This is a genomic window from Spirabiliibacterium falconis, assembly GCF_014885015.1.
Taxonomy (GTDB): domain Bacteria; phylum Pseudomonadota; class Gammaproteobacteria; order Enterobacterales; family Pasteurellaceae; genus Spirabiliibacterium; species Spirabiliibacterium falconis.
In genome coordinates this window covers 1-17,946 of sequence record NZ_JABMIJ010000011.1, presented here as the reverse complement: position 1 = coordinate 17,946, position 17,946 = coordinate 1, and the positions used below count along the sequence as shown (strand labels likewise).

At 44.2% G+C, this 17,946-nt stretch carries 18 protein-coding genes; 7 read left to right on the top strand and 11 right to left on the bottom strand.

Features of this window, described 5'->3' with window-relative positions; genetic code table 11:
• Positions 1–25: 25 nt before the first annotated feature.
• The 5 genes from apaH to purM all read right to left on the bottom strand — a co-directional run bounded on the left by apaH (position 26) and on the right by purM (position 4,504).
• Positions 26–850 (bottom strand): bis(5'-nucleosyl)-tetraphosphatase (symmetrical) ApaH, encoded by an 825-nt coding sequence (apaH, locus tag HPC40_RS06690; protein ID WP_208118723.1) that lies wholly within the window; start codon positions 848–850, stop codon positions 26–28.
• On the bottom strand, positions 850–1,674 hold the full coding sequence (gene rsmA, locus HPC40_RS06685) for a 16S rRNA (adenine(1518)-N(6)/adenine(1519)-N(6))-dimethyltransferase RsmA (RefSeq protein WP_208118722.1): 825 nt from the start codon (positions 1,672–1,674) through the stop codon (positions 850–852). The genes apaH and rsmA overlap by 1 nt, the downstream gene beginning before the upstream one ends.
• A gap of 59 nt (positions 1,675–1,733) precedes the next feature.
• A complete protein-coding gene (locus HPC40_RS06680) occupies positions 1,734–2,690 on the bottom strand; it encodes a peptidylprolyl isomerase (protein ID WP_235972344.1) in 957 nt (318 codons plus the stop codon).
• A gap of 140 nt (positions 2,691–2,830) precedes the next feature.
• Positions 2,831–3,466: a phosphoribosylglycinamide formyltransferase gene (gene purN / locus HPC40_RS06675; RefSeq protein ID WP_208118721.1), complete on the bottom strand. Its 636-nt coding sequence runs from the start codon at positions 3,464–3,466 to the stop codon at positions 2,831–2,833.
• Positions 3,467–4,504 (bottom strand): phosphoribosylformylglycinamidine cyclo-ligase, encoded by a 1,038-nt coding sequence (gene purM, locus HPC40_RS06670; RefSeq protein WP_208118720.1) that lies wholly within the window; start codon positions 4,502–4,504, stop codon positions 3,467–3,469.
• Positions 4,505–4,730: 226 nt separating this feature from the next.
• On the opposite strand from purM, the gene upp reads away from it, so the two are divergent.
• Genes upp through hda form a run of 3 tightly spaced genes read left to right on the top strand, consistent with a single transcriptional unit; the run spans position 4,731 to position 7,329 of the window.
• The gene (gene upp, locus HPC40_RS06665) at positions 4,731–5,357 is read left to right on the top strand and encodes a uracil phosphoribosyltransferase (protein ID WP_208118719.1); all 627 of its coding nucleotides are present in this window, start codon (positions 4,731–4,733) and stop codon (positions 5,355–5,357) included.
• Positions 5,357–6,616 (top strand): uracil-xanthine permease family protein, encoded by a 1,260-nt coding sequence (locus HPC40_RS06660; protein ID WP_208118718.1) that lies wholly within the window; start codon positions 5,357–5,359, stop codon positions 6,614–6,616. Before upp ends, HPC40_RS06660 begins: the two co-directional genes overlap by 1 nt.
• A 5-nt stretch (positions 6,617–6,621) precedes the next feature.
• The gene (gene hda / locus HPC40_RS06655; RefSeq protein ID WP_235972343.1) at positions 6,622–7,329 is read left to right on the top strand and encodes a DnaA regulatory inactivator Hda; all 708 of its coding nucleotides are present in this window, start codon (positions 6,622–6,624) and stop codon (positions 7,327–7,329) included.
• Here hda and arsC read toward each other — a convergent pair.
• Entirely contained in the window at positions 7,324–7,668 is a 345-nt protein-coding gene (arsC, locus tag HPC40_RS06650; RefSeq protein WP_208118717.1) for an arsenate reductase (glutaredoxin), read from the bottom strand. The two genes, hda and arsC, sit on opposite strands and share 6 nt — an antisense overlap.
• Before the next feature lie 100 nt (positions 7,669–7,768).
• Between arsC and HPC40_RS06645 the strand changes: the two genes are divergently transcribed.
• Both HPC40_RS06645 and HPC40_RS06640 read left to right on the top strand, forming a co-directional pair.
• On the top strand, positions 7,769–8,842 hold the full coding sequence (locus HPC40_RS06645; RefSeq protein WP_208118716.1) for an AI-2E family transporter: 1,074 nt from the start codon (positions 7,769–7,771) through the stop codon (positions 8,840–8,842).
• 92 nt (positions 8,843–8,934) lie between these two features.
• Positions 8,935–10,293 carry an MFS transporter gene (locus HPC40_RS06640; protein ID WP_208118715.1) on the top strand — a complete coding sequence of 453 codons (1,359 nt, stop codon included), beginning with the start codon at positions 8,935–8,937 and terminating at the stop codon, positions 10,291–10,293.
• A gap of 42 nt (positions 10,294–10,335) precedes the next feature.
• Here the strand turns inward: HPC40_RS06640 and bcp are convergent, their stop codons facing one another.
• Entirely contained in the window at positions 10,336–10,806 is a 471-nt protein-coding gene (gene bcp, locus HPC40_RS06635; protein WP_208118714.1) for a thioredoxin-dependent thiol peroxidase, read from the bottom strand.
• A 179-nt stretch (positions 10,807–10,985) separates the two neighbouring features.
• Here bcp and dapA point away from each other — a divergent pair, with 179 nt between their 5' ends.
• A complete protein-coding gene (gene dapA, locus HPC40_RS06630; RefSeq protein WP_208118713.1) occupies positions 10,986–11,885 on the top strand; it encodes a 4-hydroxy-tetrahydrodipicolinate synthase in 900 nt (299 codons plus the stop codon).
• Between the two features lie 28 nt (positions 11,886–11,913).
• On the opposite strand, the gene HPC40_RS06625 is transcribed toward dapA, so the two are convergent.
• The 4 genes from HPC40_RS06625 to HPC40_RS06610 all read right to left on the bottom strand — a co-directional run bounded on the left by HPC40_RS06625 (position 11,914) and on the right by HPC40_RS06610 (position 16,046).
• The gene (locus tag HPC40_RS06625) at positions 11,914–12,669 is read right to left on the bottom strand and encodes a class I SAM-dependent methyltransferase (protein ID WP_208118712.1); all 756 of its coding nucleotides are present in this window, start codon (positions 12,667–12,669) and stop codon (positions 11,914–11,916) included.
• A complete protein-coding gene (gene trmA, locus HPC40_RS06620) occupies positions 12,662–13,762 on the bottom strand; it encodes a tRNA (uridine(54)-C5)-methyltransferase TrmA (RefSeq protein ID WP_208118711.1) in 1,101 nt (366 codons plus the stop codon). Before trmA ends, HPC40_RS06625 begins: the two co-directional genes overlap by 8 nt.
• Positions 13,763–13,807: 45 nt before the next feature.
• Positions 13,808–14,137 (bottom strand): DUF413 domain-containing protein, encoded by a 330-nt coding sequence (locus HPC40_RS06615; protein WP_208118710.1) that lies wholly within the window; start codon positions 14,135–14,137, stop codon positions 13,808–13,810.
• A 109-nt stretch (positions 14,138–14,246) separates the two neighbouring features.
• Positions 14,247–16,046, bottom strand: a complete 1,800-nt coding sequence (locus HPC40_RS06610; protein ID WP_208118709.1) for an ABC transporter ATP-binding protein/permease — start codon at positions 16,044–16,046, stop codon at positions 14,247–14,249.
• 164 nt (positions 16,047–16,210) lie between these two features.
• On the opposite strand from HPC40_RS06610, the gene HPC40_RS06605 reads away from it, so the two are divergent.
• Positions 16,211–17,869 carry a putative transporter gene (locus HPC40_RS06605; protein WP_208118708.1) on the top strand — a complete coding sequence of 553 codons (1,659 nt, stop codon included), beginning with the start codon at positions 16,211–16,213 and terminating at the stop codon, positions 17,867–17,869.
• The last annotated feature ends 77 nt before the right edge of the window (positions 17,870–17,946 follow it).

Below are 17,946 nucleotides of genomic sequence, written 5' to 3'. Positions count from 1 at the left end.
TAGCACTTCTCACGCAATTCTGCGCCTATGTGCAATAATTTTTTAGTGCATTTTGGTGGAAATAGGCTTTGTCTTCCCAACGCAAAAGTGTCATATAATTGCCCCATACGCACCCTGTATCAAGGGCATAAATATTTTTTGGGGTAGAAACGCCAACCAAACTTGCCCAGTGCCCAAACACTATCGCGTATTGTTGATAAAGCGGATTATCCAGTTGATACCATGCTACCAGTTCTCTCGGAGCCTGCTCTAACGGTGCTTTACAGACCATATCTAGCCGATGATCACGATAACAAAAACGCATGCGTGTGTAGGCATTGAGAATATAACGCCAACGTGCAATCCCCTGCAATGACGCACACCATTTATCAGGCACATCGGCATACATATTTTCCAGTAATGTGCGATAATCATCACTTTGTAGCACCGCCTCTACCTCACGCGCACAGGAACGCGCTGTTGATAAATCCCAATCAGGGCTGATGCCCGCATGGCAAAGTAAAAAGCCAAATTCTTTATGCTCACGCAATAGCGGTTGGGTGCGCAGCCAATCCATCAAGTCAGGCATATCGGGGGCGGTGAAAATGGCATCAACGTTGTCTTTAGGCTTAATTTTTTTAATACCAAGTGCGGTTGCAAGCAGGTGCAAATCGTGATTGCCCAGCACAGTTTTACCTGCTTCACCCAAGCTTTTCACCAGCCGTAAACATTCCAGCGATTTATCACCACGGGCGACCAAATCGCCCACGAGCCATAATTCATCACGGCTTTGATCAAACCGCACTTTATCTAATAAGCGAGCAAGTTCATCATAACAACCTTGCAGATCACCCACCAAATAGGTTGCCATTATACTGTCTCCGATGTCGGCGGATTATCCGCCAAGAAATTTGCCAAACAGACAAAGTCAGCGATGGTCAAATTCTCTGCGCGGGCATTATCAGGAATACCGAGATCTGCGAGCTGTTCGGCTGAAATGAGATGACTCAACGCGTTACGCAACGTTTTACGTCGTTGCCCAAAGGCGGCAGAGCAAACGCGATTAAGCCATACGCTATCTTTGGCAACATGTGGTAAAGTGCGGTGCGGAATAAGCCTAACCACCGCAGAATCCACTTTGGGTGCGGGTTTAAATGCACTCGGCGGTACTTCTAATACAGGAATGACTTGGCAATAATATTGTGCCATGACACTCAAGCGACCATAGGCTTTACTATTTGGTGCAGCGGCAAGGCGTTTAACCACCTCTTTTTGCAACATAAAATGCATATCCGCAATTGCATGGCTAAAACCAAACAGATGAAACATTAACGGAGTCGATATGTTATAGGGGAGGTTACCAAACACCCGCAATGGCTGCCCAAGCTGCTGACAAAGTGCGGTAAAATCAATTTGCATGGCATCCGACTCAATCACATTTAATTTTTGATGTAAAAACGGATGGTGACGCAATCTGTGTGCTAAATCACGATCCAGTTCAATGACGGTAAGGTGATCTATTCGCTCGCACACGGGCTCTGTCAATGCGCCAAGCCCTGGTCCAATTTCTACTAACGCCTGCCCAACTTGTGGTGCAATGGCGGCGACAATATTTTCAATGACGTGGGTATCGTGTAAAAAATTCTGTCCAAAACGCTTACGTGCCGTATGCCCTAAATGTGTTTTTCCGTTCATATTCTCATATCTACAATAAACAAAATCCCGACCAAGCGGGATTTTGTTGGATGTCAAAATTACTGTTGCATTATCTTAATATCTGCGTTTTTACGCAAGGCTTTTACCCAATTATTCGCCGCTTCCTGTGCTTGGCGATTTATCAAATTTTCATAGGCTTTTTGCTGGTAGTACTGCTCTGTCCGATCGCCTTTACGCGAATCAGTCACTTTCAAAATGTGCCAGCCAAATTCCGTTTTAAACGGGGCACTGATCACACCTTGTTTGCTTGACCGCACTTTTTGTGCAAATTCCCCGACATAACTTTCTGGGAAGGCGAAACCTAAATCCCCGCCTTTATAGCCTGAAAGATAGTCTTTAGAATATTGTTTAGCCGCCGCTTCAAAGCTGATTTTTTTCGCTAGAATATCGCTACGTAGTTGATTAAGTTGCGCTTTTGCTTTCGCATCCGTTAATATCGGATTGGTTTTTAATAAAATATGGCTCACGCGGTATTCTGTTGCCGTCGCTTTATGCAAATTCCCTTTAGCTTGTGCCTCCTGCTGCATTTTTTTACCTAACGCAAGCACTTGGTCACGATCAATATCAATACTTTTGCCAATGCTGTGTTGACGCACTTGCCCCATCAATAACTGATGACGAATTTGGTTACGATATTGATGATAATTAATCCCTTGATAATCTAACGCATCAAGCAGTTGCCCCCACGTGATGCCATTTTGATCAGCAATACTTTGCACAACTCTATCCACATCAGCACTGGTTACAACCACGCCCGAATTCTTAATGGCTTTTTGTACGAGTATATCATCGATCACATCATCGAGTGCTTTACTGCGATTCGCAGGGGTATTGGCACGTTTGCCAAGGGCTTTTTTAACCTGCCCTGATAAAATGGGTTCGCCATCTACCGTTGCGACCACAGTTTCTGCCGCCATAATCGGGTGAGCAACTAATAATGCACCCAAAAGTGCGGTTAATGTCATCAACTTATTTTTCATTTTGGTTAAATTCATCTATTTAATCTCTTTATTACGATACATTATTAGAACCTGATTTAGCCAAAAAATTCCATTAAAAGGCATTTATGGCGTTTAATTGCGTGATAAATCGCCAAAGACATTCTAAAACATTCTGTGCACGCTGTCATCTTATGCTATTCACTCGCATAGCCTGCGCTCCCTAGCACCCTGCCATCGAGTACCGCACATTGGTTGTTTAAAACCAAGCGTCCTTGGGCAAACCACTTGATGACAAGCGGATAAATTCGCCGCTCTTGCTGCTTGACCCGTTGCGCAACGTCTTCGGCACTGTCATTGGGAAAAATCGGCACTTTCGCTTGTAAAATCACGGCACCACCGTCAAGGGTATCGTCAACAAAATGGACGCTTGTGCCGTGTTCATGTTCTCCTGCCTCAATCGCACGTTGATGCGTGTTCAACCCTTTAAACTTTGGTAATAAAGACGGGTGAATGTTCAAAATGCGTCCAGCAAAATAGGTAGTAAAGGTTGGCGATAGCACGCGCATAAAGCCAGCAAGCACAACCAGTTGCACGTTATGCTGGACTAAAACAGCAATCAGTGCCTGTTCAAACGCAGATTTATCGGCAAAATCTTGTGGGCGAATCACCGTGCTTGCAATGCCAGCATCCTGCGCGCGCTTCAACCCAAAGGCATTTTCACGATCACTGATCACGCAAGCAATCTGAGCGTCGAGCTGACCGCACTTTTGTGCATCAATAATGGCTTGCAACGTTTCGCCATATCCCGAAAGTAACACGGCAATCTGCATTTAAGCCATCACCACCTGCGGTGCATTTTCAGCACGTTGTGCAATCTCACCGATGAGCCAAGCACGCTCGCCTGATTGCTGTAAAAGTGCAAGTGCGGTTTCCACATCCTGTTCAGGCAGAGCCACCACCATACCCACGCCGCAATTGAAGGTGCGATACATTTCATGGCGTTCAATGTTGCCCTCACGTTGGAGCCACGCAAACACCTCACCCCACTGCCAACTTTTTTCATCAATAATCGCTTGTACATGCGCTGGCAACACCCGTGGAATATTTTCCCAAAAGCCACCACCCGTAAGATGCGCGATGGCATGCACATCTACACGTTTAATTAATTGCAAAATCGATTTGACGTAAATTTTTGTTGGTGCGAGTAAGTGCTCTGCCAAGGTTTTATCGCCAAGTTTATCATGGGTTGGATTTGCCCCACTGCGTTCTAGCACTTTGCGAATCAATGAATAACCATTCGAGTGTGGACCACTTGATGCTAGGGCGATCAATTTATCGCCCACGCGTACACGAGAGGGCTCAATAATGTCACTTTTTTCTACCACACCAACGCAAAAGCCAGCCAAATCGTAATCACCTGCGTGATACATTCCCGGCATTTCAGCGGTTTCGCCACCGACTAACGCACAGCCTGATTGCACGCAACCATCTGCAATACCTTTCACTACATCGGCGGCTACATCCACCTCAAGTTTACCCGTGGCGTAATAATCGAGGAAAAAGAGCGGTTGCGCCCCTTGCACCACAAGGTCGTTGACGCACATAGCCACCAAATCAATCCCAATGGTGTCATGTTTTTTGCAGTCAATGGCAAGGCGAAGTTTGGTACCAACACCATCTGTGCCAGACACCAAAATCGGCTCTTTATATTCAGCAGGAATAGCGCACAAGGCACCAAAGCCGCCCAAGCCCCCCATCACCTCAGGGCGACGGGTACGTTTTACGTCGGCTTTAATTCGCTCAACTAAATCATTACCTGCATTAATGTCCACACCTGCATCTTTGTAGCTTAATGTTTCTTTTTCCACGACAATTTCCTGTTATTACATAGTCCAAGAGGCTCTTGTGTTCAACAAGAGAGATCCGTTCAAATTGTACCAGCTAGTCAAAATTTAAGCGATAAAAATCGTTCAATTTTGCTGAAAATATTGTGTTTATACAGTAAAGCAAAGAATGTATGGCAGCCGCACAAAAAGCTATTAATTACACGGGCAATGTTTTAAAATTGCACGGATAACATTTAAGGAGTGCAATATGAAACTAGTGCAAGTCAATCATCCTTTGATTAAACATAAATTAGGTCTTATGCGTGCCGCTGAGATTAACACGAAAGACTTTCGTGATTTAGCCACTGAAGTCGGCAGCTTGCTAACCTATGAAGCCACCTCAGATCTGGAAACAGAAACCGTGATTATCGATGGCTGGAATGGTCCTGTTGAGGTAGAGCGTATCAAGGGAAAAAAAGTGACTGTCGTCCCAATTTTGCGGGCGGGGCTTGGTATGATGGACGGTGTATTAGAACACATCCCAAGTGCACGCATTAGTGTTGTGGGGATGTATCGCAATGAAGAAACCTTAGAACCTGTACCTTATTTCCAAAAATTAGCGGGCGATTTAGACGAACGCATGGCGATTGTAGTAGACCCAATGCTCGCTACGGGTGGTTCAATGGTTGCAACGATCGATTTACTCAAACAAAACGGCTGCCAACATATTAAAGTGCTTGTGCTTGTGGCGGCACCCGAAGGGATAAAAGCCCTTGAACAAGCCCATCCAGATGTGGAACTTTATACCGCCTCCATTGATGATCACTTAAATGAAAACGGCTACATCATTCCAGGGCTAGGTGACGCTGGCGATAAAATTTTGGGGACGAAATAATGCACACACAAACCCTCACCTCAGAACCAACTCAGCACCCAATCAAGCAGGCTTTTGTGGGCTTGCAAATGCTATTTGTTGCCTTTGGTGCATTAGTACTTGTACCACTCATTGTTGGACTTGATAGCAATACCGCACTTTTAACAGCTGGCGTTGGAACGCTCTTGTTTCAACTGTGTACACGTCGCCAAGTGCCCATTTTCTTAGCATCTTCATTTGCGTTCATCGCACCAATGCAATATGGCATTGCCACATGGGGATTATCGGTCACGATGGGAGGCTTGATGTGTGCAGGTCTCGTTTATGTGGCACTGAGCTTTTTAGTGAAATTAAAAGGTGCAGAAATTCTACAACGCATTTTCCCGCCTGTGGTGGTTGGTCCTATTATTATCATTATCGGTATGGGGCTTGCGCCGCTGGCAGTGAATATGGCGATGGGGCGTGGTGGCGACGGTGCACAACTGTTTCCTTACGAACATGCCATTGTGATTTCAATGATAACGCTTATCACCACATTGGTGGTTGCCGTGTTTGCAAAAGGGTTGATGCGCCTAATTCCTATTATGTTCGGCATTGTCGTGGGCTATTGCACCGCACTTTTCTACGGATTAATTGATTTTCAACCTGTCTTTGATGCCCCGTGGTTCAGCCTGCCAACACTGACAACGCCGTCTTTTAAATTGGAAGCGATTTTCTATCTTCTTCCTATTGCTATCGCTCCCGCAATTGAGCATGTTGGCGGCATTATGGCAATTAGCTCAGTCACTGGCAAAGATTTTCTACGCACCCCAGGATTGCACCGCACTTTACTCGGTGATGGTATCGCCACTTCGACCGCAGCCTTCTTAGGCGGTCCACCCAATACCACCTATGCGGAGGTCACAGGGGCAGTTATGCTCACACGCAATTTCAATCCGAAAATTATGACTTGGGCCGCCTGTTGGGCAATTGCTATTTCATTTTGTGGTAAAGTAGGGGCACTGCTTGCCACCATTCCAACCGTGGTGATGGGCGGCATTATGATGTTAGTATTCGGTTCTATCGCAGTAGTCGGAATGAGCACGCTCATTAAAGCACAGGTTAACGTTTCTGAACCTCGCAATCTGTGCATTATCTCGGTCGTGCTTACGTTTGGTATCGGCGGAATGATGGTCAACATGGGGGAAGTATCACTAAAAGGGATTAGTCTCTGTGCGATTATCGCCGTACTCATGCACCTGATTTTGCCAAAAGATAAAAGCCAAAGTGCGGTCGAATAAGTCTTATGCACGGCACAATGCGTCAAATTCCATTACCGATTCAATCGGTTGATGAACATACTTTTGACTACTTTAACGGCGAGAACAATCCGTTGTTACTCGCCAGCTTGCATACGCACCTCGCACAACCACAACCGCACTTTTACTTTATTTTTGGGCAAAAAAGTGTAGGAAAAAGCCATTTGCTCAAAGCCTGTTGTGATGAAATCACGCAACATGGCGGTGCGGCGAGCTTTCTGCCACTCGACACACTGTGCAAACTCTCGCCAGACTTGTTACATAACCTTGAATATCAGGATTTGGTTTGCCTTGATGATTTGCACGCTATTGCAGGCAATCCTCACTGGGAACGGGCGGTGTTTGATTTATATAATCGGATTAACGAACGCCAGCAAGGTGAACTGATTATCAGTGCAAATGCGCCCATTTCAGAACTTTCGCTGGAGCTGCCCGATTTACGTTCTCGCTTGATTTGGGGCGAGGTGTATCAATTAAAACCGCTCAGCGATGAACAAAAAATGCACATTTTACAACAACGTGCGTTTGCCCGAGGCTTAATTCTTAACGATGATGCCGCACAATTTTTACTTAAACGCCATGACCGTGATCTTAAAAATCTGTTTCTCACCCTCAATAAACTTGAGCACGATACCCTCGAAGCCCAAAAAGGGAACTTGACCATTCCCTTTTTGAAAGACAAACTCGCATTATAAAATAGCCAGTACATTTTCAGGTGGACGACCAATGCAAGCTCGTTCACCATGAATGACTATCGGACGCTCCAACAGTTGTGGGTGAGCCACAATCGCTGTTAATAACGCCTCTTGCGTTGCCTCGCTCAGATTCAAAGTGCGGTACAGCTCATCTTTGGTGCGCATCATGGCACGCACATCATCTATGCCCAATTTCTTCGCTATGGCAAGAATATCCTGTGTTTGATACTGTTGTTCTTGATAAAGCTCTATCTCTGGGGTTATCCCTTGAGACTCTAACAATGCCAGTGTCGCACGGCTTTTTGAACAACGCGGGTTATGTAATATTATAATTGCCATCATCATCTCCTACTTTTTTATCATCAAAATAGATTTAATCTTTCATCGTGTCAATAAGTTGTTATAATCAATCACAGTGATGAATTGACAAGGAAAGCCTATGTTCGAGATGTTTCAAAAATGGTATAAGCGACGCTTTAGCGATCCACAAGCAATGGGACTGCTCGCCATTTTATTGTTTGGTTTTCTTGCGATTTACTTTTTCAGCGACATTATCGCACCGCTCTTGATTGCATTGGTTTTCGCCTATTTGCTTGAAACGCCTATTAATTTTATTGCCAAGCACTTAAAATTGCCGCGTATTGTCGCCATCAGTATCACACTATTAGTGTTTATTGCCATTGTAATTTTTATTTTTATTGTCATCTTGCCACGCCTTTGGAACCAAACTATTTCCATGATGCAAGATTTACCTGATATGATAAATCAGCTACACAGTTGGATACTCACATTGCCTGAAAACTACCCAGCACTGGTGGATTATCAAATGCTAGATTCCATCATCTCAACCATACGCACTAAAATCTTAGCGATGGGGGAATCTGCGTTAAAATATTCAATTTCCTCGCTTGTTAGTTTGGTTACGATTGGCATTTATGCCTTTTTGGTGCCACTGATGGTCTTTTTCCTGATCACAGACAAAGAGCAATTAATCAACGGAGCAATGCGATTTTTACCACGTAACCGCACTTTAGCCTCTCAAGTCTGGCGTGAAATGCAAGGGCAAATTTCAAAATATATCCGCGGAAAACTAGTGGAAATGTTAGTTGTTGGCTGCGTAACCTATATTTTGCTACTCAGCTTTGGATTACGTTATCCTTTGCTACTGTCTGTTGGCGTTGGATTGTCCGTATTAATTCCTTACGTTGGCGCAGTGTTGATTACCATTCCAATTATCTTGATTGCAGTAGCACAATTTGGAATAAGCTCCACATTTGGTTACTTAGTGACGGGATACGTTATTATTCAAATTCTCGACGGCAATCTGCTCGTGCCGTTACTGTTTAGTGAGGCGGTGAATTTGCACCCCCTCATTATTATTCTCGCCGTGTTAATTTTCGGCGGGTTATGGGGGCTTTGGGGAATTTTCTTCGCCATTCCGCTAGCAACGCTGGTGAAAGCGGTGCTTAACGCATGGCCTTCAAATGAAGATGTAGATACCCCAGCTCTTTAATAATAAAGTGCGGTTAACCGCACTTTCACAAGCACCTCGCTAAGTGGTGCTTTTTTATTTTTACAATAAATAATTACAATGAAGGATCATTTATGATTGGATTGTTAAAATCTCGACCAGGCAAACCTGTTGCACCAGAACATATTTTAGCTGAGTATAATCGCTTGAAATGGCGAGCACTATTCGGTATTTTTATCGGTTATGCGGCCTATTATATCGTACGCAATAACTTTATTCTCTCCACCCCATATCTTATTAGCGAATACCACTTTGACAAAGCAGATATTGGTTTTTTATCGGGTGCAATGCTGATTATCTATGGGCTCAGTAAAGGCTTTATGAGTGTCTTAGCGGATAAAGCCAACCCGAAACTGTTTATGATCTGCGGGTTGGTACTCTCAGCATTAGTGAATTTAATGATGGGATTTAGCACCGCATTTTGGATGTTTTTTATTTTGGTGTTGCTCAATGGTCTATTTCAAGGCATGGGTGCAGGACCTGCGTATGTCGTATTAGCAAACTGGTTTCCTCGCCAATCACGTGGTGTTACAACAGCTATGTTCAACATCTCCCATAATGTCAGTGGCGGCTTGATTGCACCTATCGCAGGTGGTGCCATGGCCTATCTTGGCACAGAACATTGGCAAGCAGCAAATTTTATCATTCCTGTAATTATTGTCTTTATCGTGGCGTTAATTTTCTACCTCTTTGGTGCAGGCAAAACCTACAACGAAGGATTACCGCCATTAGTAGATATTTTACATAACGAAGACGAAGAATTGGTGGTACGCAAAGAAGACACCAGTGGTTATTCATCATGGTATATTTTTAAAAACTATATTTTGAAAGACATCAATGTGTGGTTTGTCTCGTTCATTGATGTATTTACCTATATGATCCGGTTTGGAGTGCTAACATGGTTGCCACTGTATTTGCTGGAAACCAAAGGGTTTACCAAAGGAGAAATGTCCGCCGCATTTGCCATTTTTGAATGGGCAGCCATTCCATCAACCCTATTAGCTGGCTGGATTACAGATACCTACTTCAAAGGTCGCCGTATGCCACTAGCCATGCTCACCTTAGTCGGTGTCGGGCTTGCCATGTTTGCCTACTGGGGCGGCAGTAGCCTCGGCGTCGTTACCCTTGGTGCTGGCATTATTGGCTGCTTAATTTATGTACCGATGTTCTTATCATCATTGCAAACCATCGAACTTGTGCCATCATTCGCGGCAGGCTCAGCCACTGGCTTACGTGGCTTTCTCAGCTATGTGTTAGGCAGTTTCTCAGGCACCGCACTTTTTGGTATTTTAGCCAAAAATTTCGGCTGGGACGCAGGTTTTTATTTGCTACTTTTTGCCGTCGCGGGCTGCATTTTCTGCTGTTACATGACCCATCGTGGCGTACTCAAACTCGAACACGCCAAAGCGCAACGTTTACAACAAAACGCATAACAAGAAAAAGGGCTTCATGCCCTTTTTTACTACAAAGTGCAGTCAGCATGATTGTAAAAAATCCAGCACAATGCGCGCGTGATCTTTCGTTTTAAATTTGTCAAACACATGCGCGATGGTGCCATTTTCGTCGATCAAAAAACTGATGCGATGGATACCATCAAAGGTTTTTCCCATAAATTTCTTCTCGCCCCACACGCCATAAGCGTCCGCCACTTTGTGGTCAGGGTCTGAGAGCAGGGTAAAATTAAGCTGTTTTTTCTCCTCAAAGCGGGCGAGTTTTTCAGGGCTATCAGGGCTGATACCCAGCACCGTCAAACCGCACTTTGCCAATTCAGCTTGGCTATCACGCAGATCACATGCCTGCGTTGTACAACCGGGTGTAAGTGCTTTCGGATAAAAATACACCAGCACTTTTTGCCCTTTAAATTGGCTCAAGCTAACCTGATTTTCATGCTGATCAAGCAGGCTAAACGCCGGTGCAAGTGTTCCTTTTGCAAGTGGAGCGACCATAAAATATTCCTCTTATCACATTTTTTGATGGCATAAACACTATGATTGTAAATGGCGCATGATTTTTTTGCAAAAAAACAGGAAGATTTAAAAAAAGCACTTGCAAACTGTGCTAAATTTGGCAAGCTAACGTTATTAATTAATAATGACGAAAAAGAAAAGCGTTACAGGAGAAGATTATGTCGGCACAGCAACCGTTATTTTCAGGCAGCATTGTCGCATTGGTTACCCCAATGACCGAAGCAGGCGATGTAAATTATGAAGAATTAGAGTCATTAGTCAATTTTCATATTGATGCGGGTACAAATGCCATCGTATCTGTAGGCACCACAGGCGAGTCGGCCACACTGAGCATTGAAGAAAATGTTAAAGCCATTATCAAAACGGTTGAATTTGCAAAAGGGCGTATTCCTATTATTGCGGGCACCGGCGCAAATGCCACCAGTGAAGCCATTACCATGACCAAATTATTGCACGGTAGCGGTGTGGCGGGATGTTTATCTGTTACCCCTTACTACAATAAACCGACCCAAGAGGGCATGTATCAGCACTACAAAGCGATTGCAGAAAGCACAGATCTACCACAAATTCTTTATAATGTGCCAGGACGCACAGGCAGTGACATTAAACCTGAAACAGTGGCACGTTTAGCAAAAATACCGAATATTGTTGGCATCAAAGAGGCCACAGGTGAAGTGGAACGTGTGAAACTGATCAAACAACTTGCTGGTGATGACTTTTTAATTTTTAGTGGCGATGATGCAACCGCACTTGCTGCCATGCGTGACGGAGCAGAAGGGATCATTTCAGTTACCAGTAATGTTGCCCCTAGCGAAATGGCAAAAATGTGTGCGCACGCGCTTGCTGGTGAATTTGAGCAAGCCGAAGAAATCAACCAATTACTGATGCCTCTACACAAAAACTTGTTTGTAGAATCCAACCCAATCCCTGTGAAATGGGCATGTCATCGCTTAGGGCTGATCAGTAATTTGCACATTCGCTTGCCACTCACGGTACTAAGCGAGGAAGCGCAACCTGTTGTGATTGAGGCGTTACAGCACGCAGGACTCATTCGTTAATAAACCATAAAAGCACCTTAAGGTGCTTTTATTTTGTCTGTAATAAGGTTTGAGGATAATAAAGATCAAAACGGTGATTTTTCGTTTTAACCTCACCTTGTGGCATGATATTGGCTAAATAAGGCGCACTGCTTGGGCGTTTAACTACGACCCGTTTTCGGGCAAAAACCGCACTTTGCTTTAATAACACATCCGCATCAACATCTTCGCCGACCAATGATTGGAATACGCGCATCTCTTTTTTTACCAACGCACTTTTTTGCCGATGGGGAAACATCGGATCGAGATACACCACATCAGCACACTCAGGCGATTGCTCGAAAATTGATCCAAGTGGTAACAGCTGCATTCGCTCACGCATCCACATGCCAATGGTATCATCACGATACGCACGCGCAAGACCATCTTGCAATAGTGCATATACCACAGGGTTGCGCTCAACTAACCGCACTTTACACCCAATGGATGCCAGCACAAACGCATCTCGTCCTAAGCCTGCGGTGGCATCCAACACACTAGGGAGATACGCTTGTTTCACCCCTACCGCTTTGGCTACCGCCTCCCCTCGCCCGCCACCAAATTGGCGACGGTGTGCCAGCGTGCCTTGAGTAAAATTCACCCACACGGCACCGAGTTTTGGCTCATCAAGCTTACGCAGCTCAATATGCTCAGCAGTTTGCACCAATGCCAAAGGGCTGTCGTCATCATTTTCCAGCCCTAAACAAGTACAAGTGCGGTCAAACTCTGCTTGTTTACCCGCACTTTCACAAAATAGCTTAATCACGTTGCACCAGCCACACGCCTGTTTCGATATGATCGGTGTAAGGAAATTGGTCAAACAACGCTGCTTGCGCGATACGATGAGTTTGGCACAAGTGAGTGAGGTTATCCACTAAGGTGTGCGGATTGCAAGAGATATACAGAATATGCGGATAATCTGCCACTAACGACAACGTAGCATCATCCAGCCCCGCACGCGGCGGGTCAACCAATACCGTGTGGCATTGGTAATCGCTCAAGTCCACACCTTGCAGACGGTTGAACGTGCGTTCACCACGCAAGGCTTGCGTGACCTCTTGTGCTGACATACGGATAATCCGCACATTATCAATGCCATTAACATGCAAATTATGTTGGGCGGCTTGCACCGATGATTTCGCAATTTCGGTGGCAAGTACCCGACGAAAATTCGCCGCCAAGGCAATAGAAAAATTGCCATTCCCACAATACAGTTCAAGTAAATCACCTTGCATGTCACGCGTACAGTGTTGCGCCCACTGCAACATTTGGGTATTCATCGCAGCATTCGGCTGAGTAAAGCTGTTTTCGATTTGGCGATAGTGAATATTACGCCCATTGACGCACAACGTTTCATCAACCCAATCGTGATCAAGGCAAATTTTCTGCTTGCGAGCACGCCCAATAAGTTGCATATCAAAACCTTGCGCTTGCAACCGCACTTTAAGTTCTCTCGCCGCCTGTTCCCACTCGGCATTCAACGCTTTATGATAAAGCAAGCTAACGGCAATTTGCCCGCTTTGCGTGCTTAAATAATCAACTTGAAACAATTTCTGACGGAGCACGAAATTGGCTTTCAGTTCAGACAAAAGTGCGGTCATCATCGCATTAATTAAGCGGCTGGCAATGGGAAATTGATCCACGCGATAACGTTCGCCACGCACCTTATCAAACATAATATGGTAAAGATCATCGCCATCATGCCAAATCCGAAACTCAGCACGCATACGAAAATGCGCTGTGGGAGAGGCAAATACCTCAATGTCGGGTGCATGAAATGGCGCGAGTAAATCGCGTAGTTGCTGGTGTTTTTTGGCTAAGCGAGCTTGATACTCACTTGTGGGCAAGCTGTGTGGCATAATGGAATCCAATAAAAAGCAAAAGGCGCGACATGCGCCTTCACATTACTCGGTGAAGTCATCACCGACACTGTCAGCGGCGGCAAGCCCTGACAAGGTATATACGCGTTTTACGCTATTAATACGAGAGGTGTATTTTACCCATGTTTTTTCAAAAAAGGTTTCAGGTTCGCGCTCTTTTTTACACACCGCAACAAATTGTTTTTCCTCTTTGGTTTTCGGTTGACGATTGCCTAGTTGCAATTCAATAAAAGCCTGCCCGTATTTTTCCAGGGTTTCTGCTTCACGAATAGTGTAATCACCATGACGTGAAAAGCCGCGTGGATAGTTTTTATCATCAAAAAAGCGACGCGTTACGCTAAAACTGTCTGCCATAATCATTCCTCATAGATAATTTTCCGCTTGCATTAAATCAATCCAGAAAAATAAGTCAACCTTTTTTTCATCATTTCATGCACTTTCATCGTATTTTTGCCTAAATTCGCTATAAAGTGCGGTCTGCTGATGAGTGTATCTGCCATGAGCCATCGGCATGAATTGTCAAATGCGTTTCATGCCATGCTTTTAAGGTGGAGCGATGCCCTACACTCACCACCGTTGTGTGTGGCAAGGCGTGTTTTAATAAGCGATACATCGCATCTTCCAAGCCTTCATCCATGCTGGCACTGGCTTCATCAAGATAAATGACATCGGGTTTCTGTAATAATGCTCTAGCAAAGGCCAAACGCTGCTGCTCGCCTAATGATAAGACCTGCGTCCATTCATTATGCACGACTAATTTTTCACACAAATGCCCTAACTGCACTTGCTGTAAAAGTGCGGTTTCCGTGTCGTAATTAGTCTTTTCTGGTGCTTGCTCAGGATAATACATGGCATCCAGTAAACGCCCTTGCGGCAAATATGGCTTTTGCGATAAAAATAACGCATGACGTGGCACGTGAATCTGCCCCTCTGCAAATGCCCAAAGCCCCGCTAAACTACGCAATAAGGTTGTTTTTCCAACCCCTGATTGCCCTTGAATGAGCACCCATGCCGATTTTGGAATCGTCAATGTTAAATTTTTGATCAACATACGTTGCATAGGGGTGTATACGGTAACATTGTCTAGCGCAATACACTCACCTTGGTGAATAATCTCGGGCATTGTTAAGGTTTCCGCACTTTGCATCGCATCACTAAAGCCCGTTAGCCGATCTAATGTTGCTCTGTATGAGGCAAAATCATCATATGAATTACGGAAAAAAGAGAGGCTTGAGTGCAACTGTCCAAACACCTGCCCTGTTTGCATCAAATCCCCCAATGAGATTTGTTTTTGGAAAAAACGACCAGCCTGAATTAAAAAAGGAAATACTGTAGACGCCTGACCAACGATGAGGTTAAAGCCTGAAAATTTCAAGGTTCTAAACACAATCTGCCACACATTTCCAATGACGGCATTAAATTGCTGCGTAAGAAGATTTTTTTCCGTTTTTTCGCCACGATAGAACGCAATGCTTTCAGCATATTCTTTTACACGGATCAAGGAATAACGAAAGTTTGCATTGAGTTTTTCATTTAAAAAGTTCAGTTGAATCAGTGGTCTTCCCAATCGAAATGCCATTACAGACGTTACCAGCACATAAAGGTAGGTTAAAAACACCATGGCATGTGGAATATCCACCCCACCCAACGAGAGCGAGCCTGATAAGCCCCATAATAAAATCGTAAATGCAATAATTGAGGTGACCGCACTAACCAATCCTGTCGCAAACCCTAAGGTGGTGGTAACAAATGATTGCACATCTTGTTGAATACGCTGATCGGGGTTGTCTAAAATGCCATGACTGTAATGGGTTTTATAATAAGTGCGGTTAGCCAACCAACGGGCAACAAACTGATAGTTTAACTGTGTACGCCACTTGATAATAAAACGTTGAGATAGGTAATAATTAACCAATGCAAGCACAACATTAATGGTAGCTAAGCCGGCAAAAACCCACATTAAATGCCAAAACAAGTCCGCTTGATAATCCTGCAATGAGCCATACATTTTGTTATACCAATTGGAGATAACCACATTCAAACGGACATTTAATAATGACATAAATAAAATTGCGCCAAAAAGTAGCATCGCCGCAAAATTGGATCTCGGATTAAGATATTGTGCCGCAATATGCCAAAACTGCCGCCCCCACTGCGTAAACCGCACTAATATAACCCCTAACAGGATCAAAAAAAACACACTACCAATAAAGGCTTTTGCTAGCCAAAATCCCGAATCCAATAATTCATTTTGCCAATTCATATTTCTTTATCATCTACACATCAATTAATGCTAATTAACTTACCTTATTTTGCCAAAAATCCCTATTTTTCTTTTAAAAATTTGGGCTAGGGCAAATTTTTGTTTTTCTAAGACAGGTATAATCTATCACAGTTCACATTTATTCAAAAAATTTAGGAGTTCTTATGAGCGATATTGCAATCACCATAAGCCTAATTTCCTTAGTTGCTGTGATCGGGCTTTGGCTTGGACATTTTAAAATTAAAGGAATTGGCATTGGTATCGGTGGCGTACTCTTTGGTGGCATTTTAGTAGGGCATTTCACCTATCAATATAATCTCACACTTGAACCACATACGCTTCATTTTATCCAAGAATTTGGTTTGATTTTATTTGTATATACCATCGGAATTCAGGTAGGTCCTGGTTTTTTTGCCTCCCTGCGTCAATCGGGGTTAAAACTGAATTTATTTGCCCTAATGATTGTGTTACTCGGTGCGTTATTAGTCGTGATTTTACACCTGATATTTGGCATTGAGTTGCCAATTATTCTCGGCATCTTTTCAGGAGCGGTCACCAATACACCATCACTTGGGGCTGGGCAACAGATCTTGAGTGAGCTGGGCATGACAAACATCACTGAAACTATGGGGATGGCCTATGCCATTGCGTACCCATTTGGGATATGCGGTATTTTGCTCACCATTTGGCTCATTCGTGCCTTTTTCAAAATTAAAATAGAACACGAACACGAGCAGTTTGAAAAAGAATCTGGGCACGACAAAGAAAGTCTCAGTAGCCTTAATGTGAAAGTCAGTAATCCCAACATCAACGGGCTACGCATTCGCGATATTCCTGGCTTTGAAGCACGCAATGTGGTGTGCTCTCGCCTTAAACGTAATAATGATCTGATTGTTCCTCACGCGGATACAGAAGTTCTACATGGCGATATTATGCACCTTGTCGGCGATAAACCTGATCTCTATCGCTTGCAATTGGTTATCGGCGAAGTCGTTGAAACTTCACTTACCACTCGTGGCACCGATTTACGTTCAGTACGCGTGGTTGTCACAAACGAGCAAGCACTTGGCAAAAAAATTCGTGATCTCAAATTTAAACAAAAATACGAAGTGGTCATCTCACGCCTAAACCGTGCGGGGATCGAACTTGTTCCCATCAGCAACACCAGTTTGCAATTCGGGGATGTGCTAAACCTTGTTGGACGGCTAGATGCCATTGAAGCAGTAATCTCTGTTATTGGAAACGTACAACAAAAACTGCAACAAGTACAGATGCTACCCGTATTTATCGGGATTTTACTCGGCGTACTGGTCGGCTCAATCCCTATTATGATCCCAGGCTTTCCTGTGCCACTCAAACTAGGGTTAGCGGGCGGTCCATTAGTTGTTGCGCTTATTCTTGCCCGTATCGGTAGTGTTGGGAAACTCTATTGGTTTATGCCCCCAAGTGCCAACCTCGCACTTCGTGAAATTGGCATTGTGCTCTTCCTGTCTATTGTAGGGCTAAAAGCTGGTGCACACTTTGTTGATACCTTGGTTAGCGGCAGCGGACTTGAGTGGATGGGCTATGGTGCACTTATCACATTTGTACCACTCTTTATCACAGGCATCATTGCAAGAATATATGGCAAAATGAATTATTTAACGTTAAGTGGCTTACTGGCAGGCTCTATGACCGATCCACCCGCATTAGCCTTTGCAAACGCCATTAAAGAGGAAAGTGGAGCTGCCGCCCTTTCCTATGCTACGGTTTACCCACTGGTTATGTTTATGCGGATTATCTCACCGCAAGTACTCGCCATTGTTTTAGTGTTGTTTGCGTAATATCGTAAACCGCACTTTGTCGTAAAAAGCAGTAAAGTGCGGTTTTATCCCACACTACACTTTGCATTGTAAAAGTG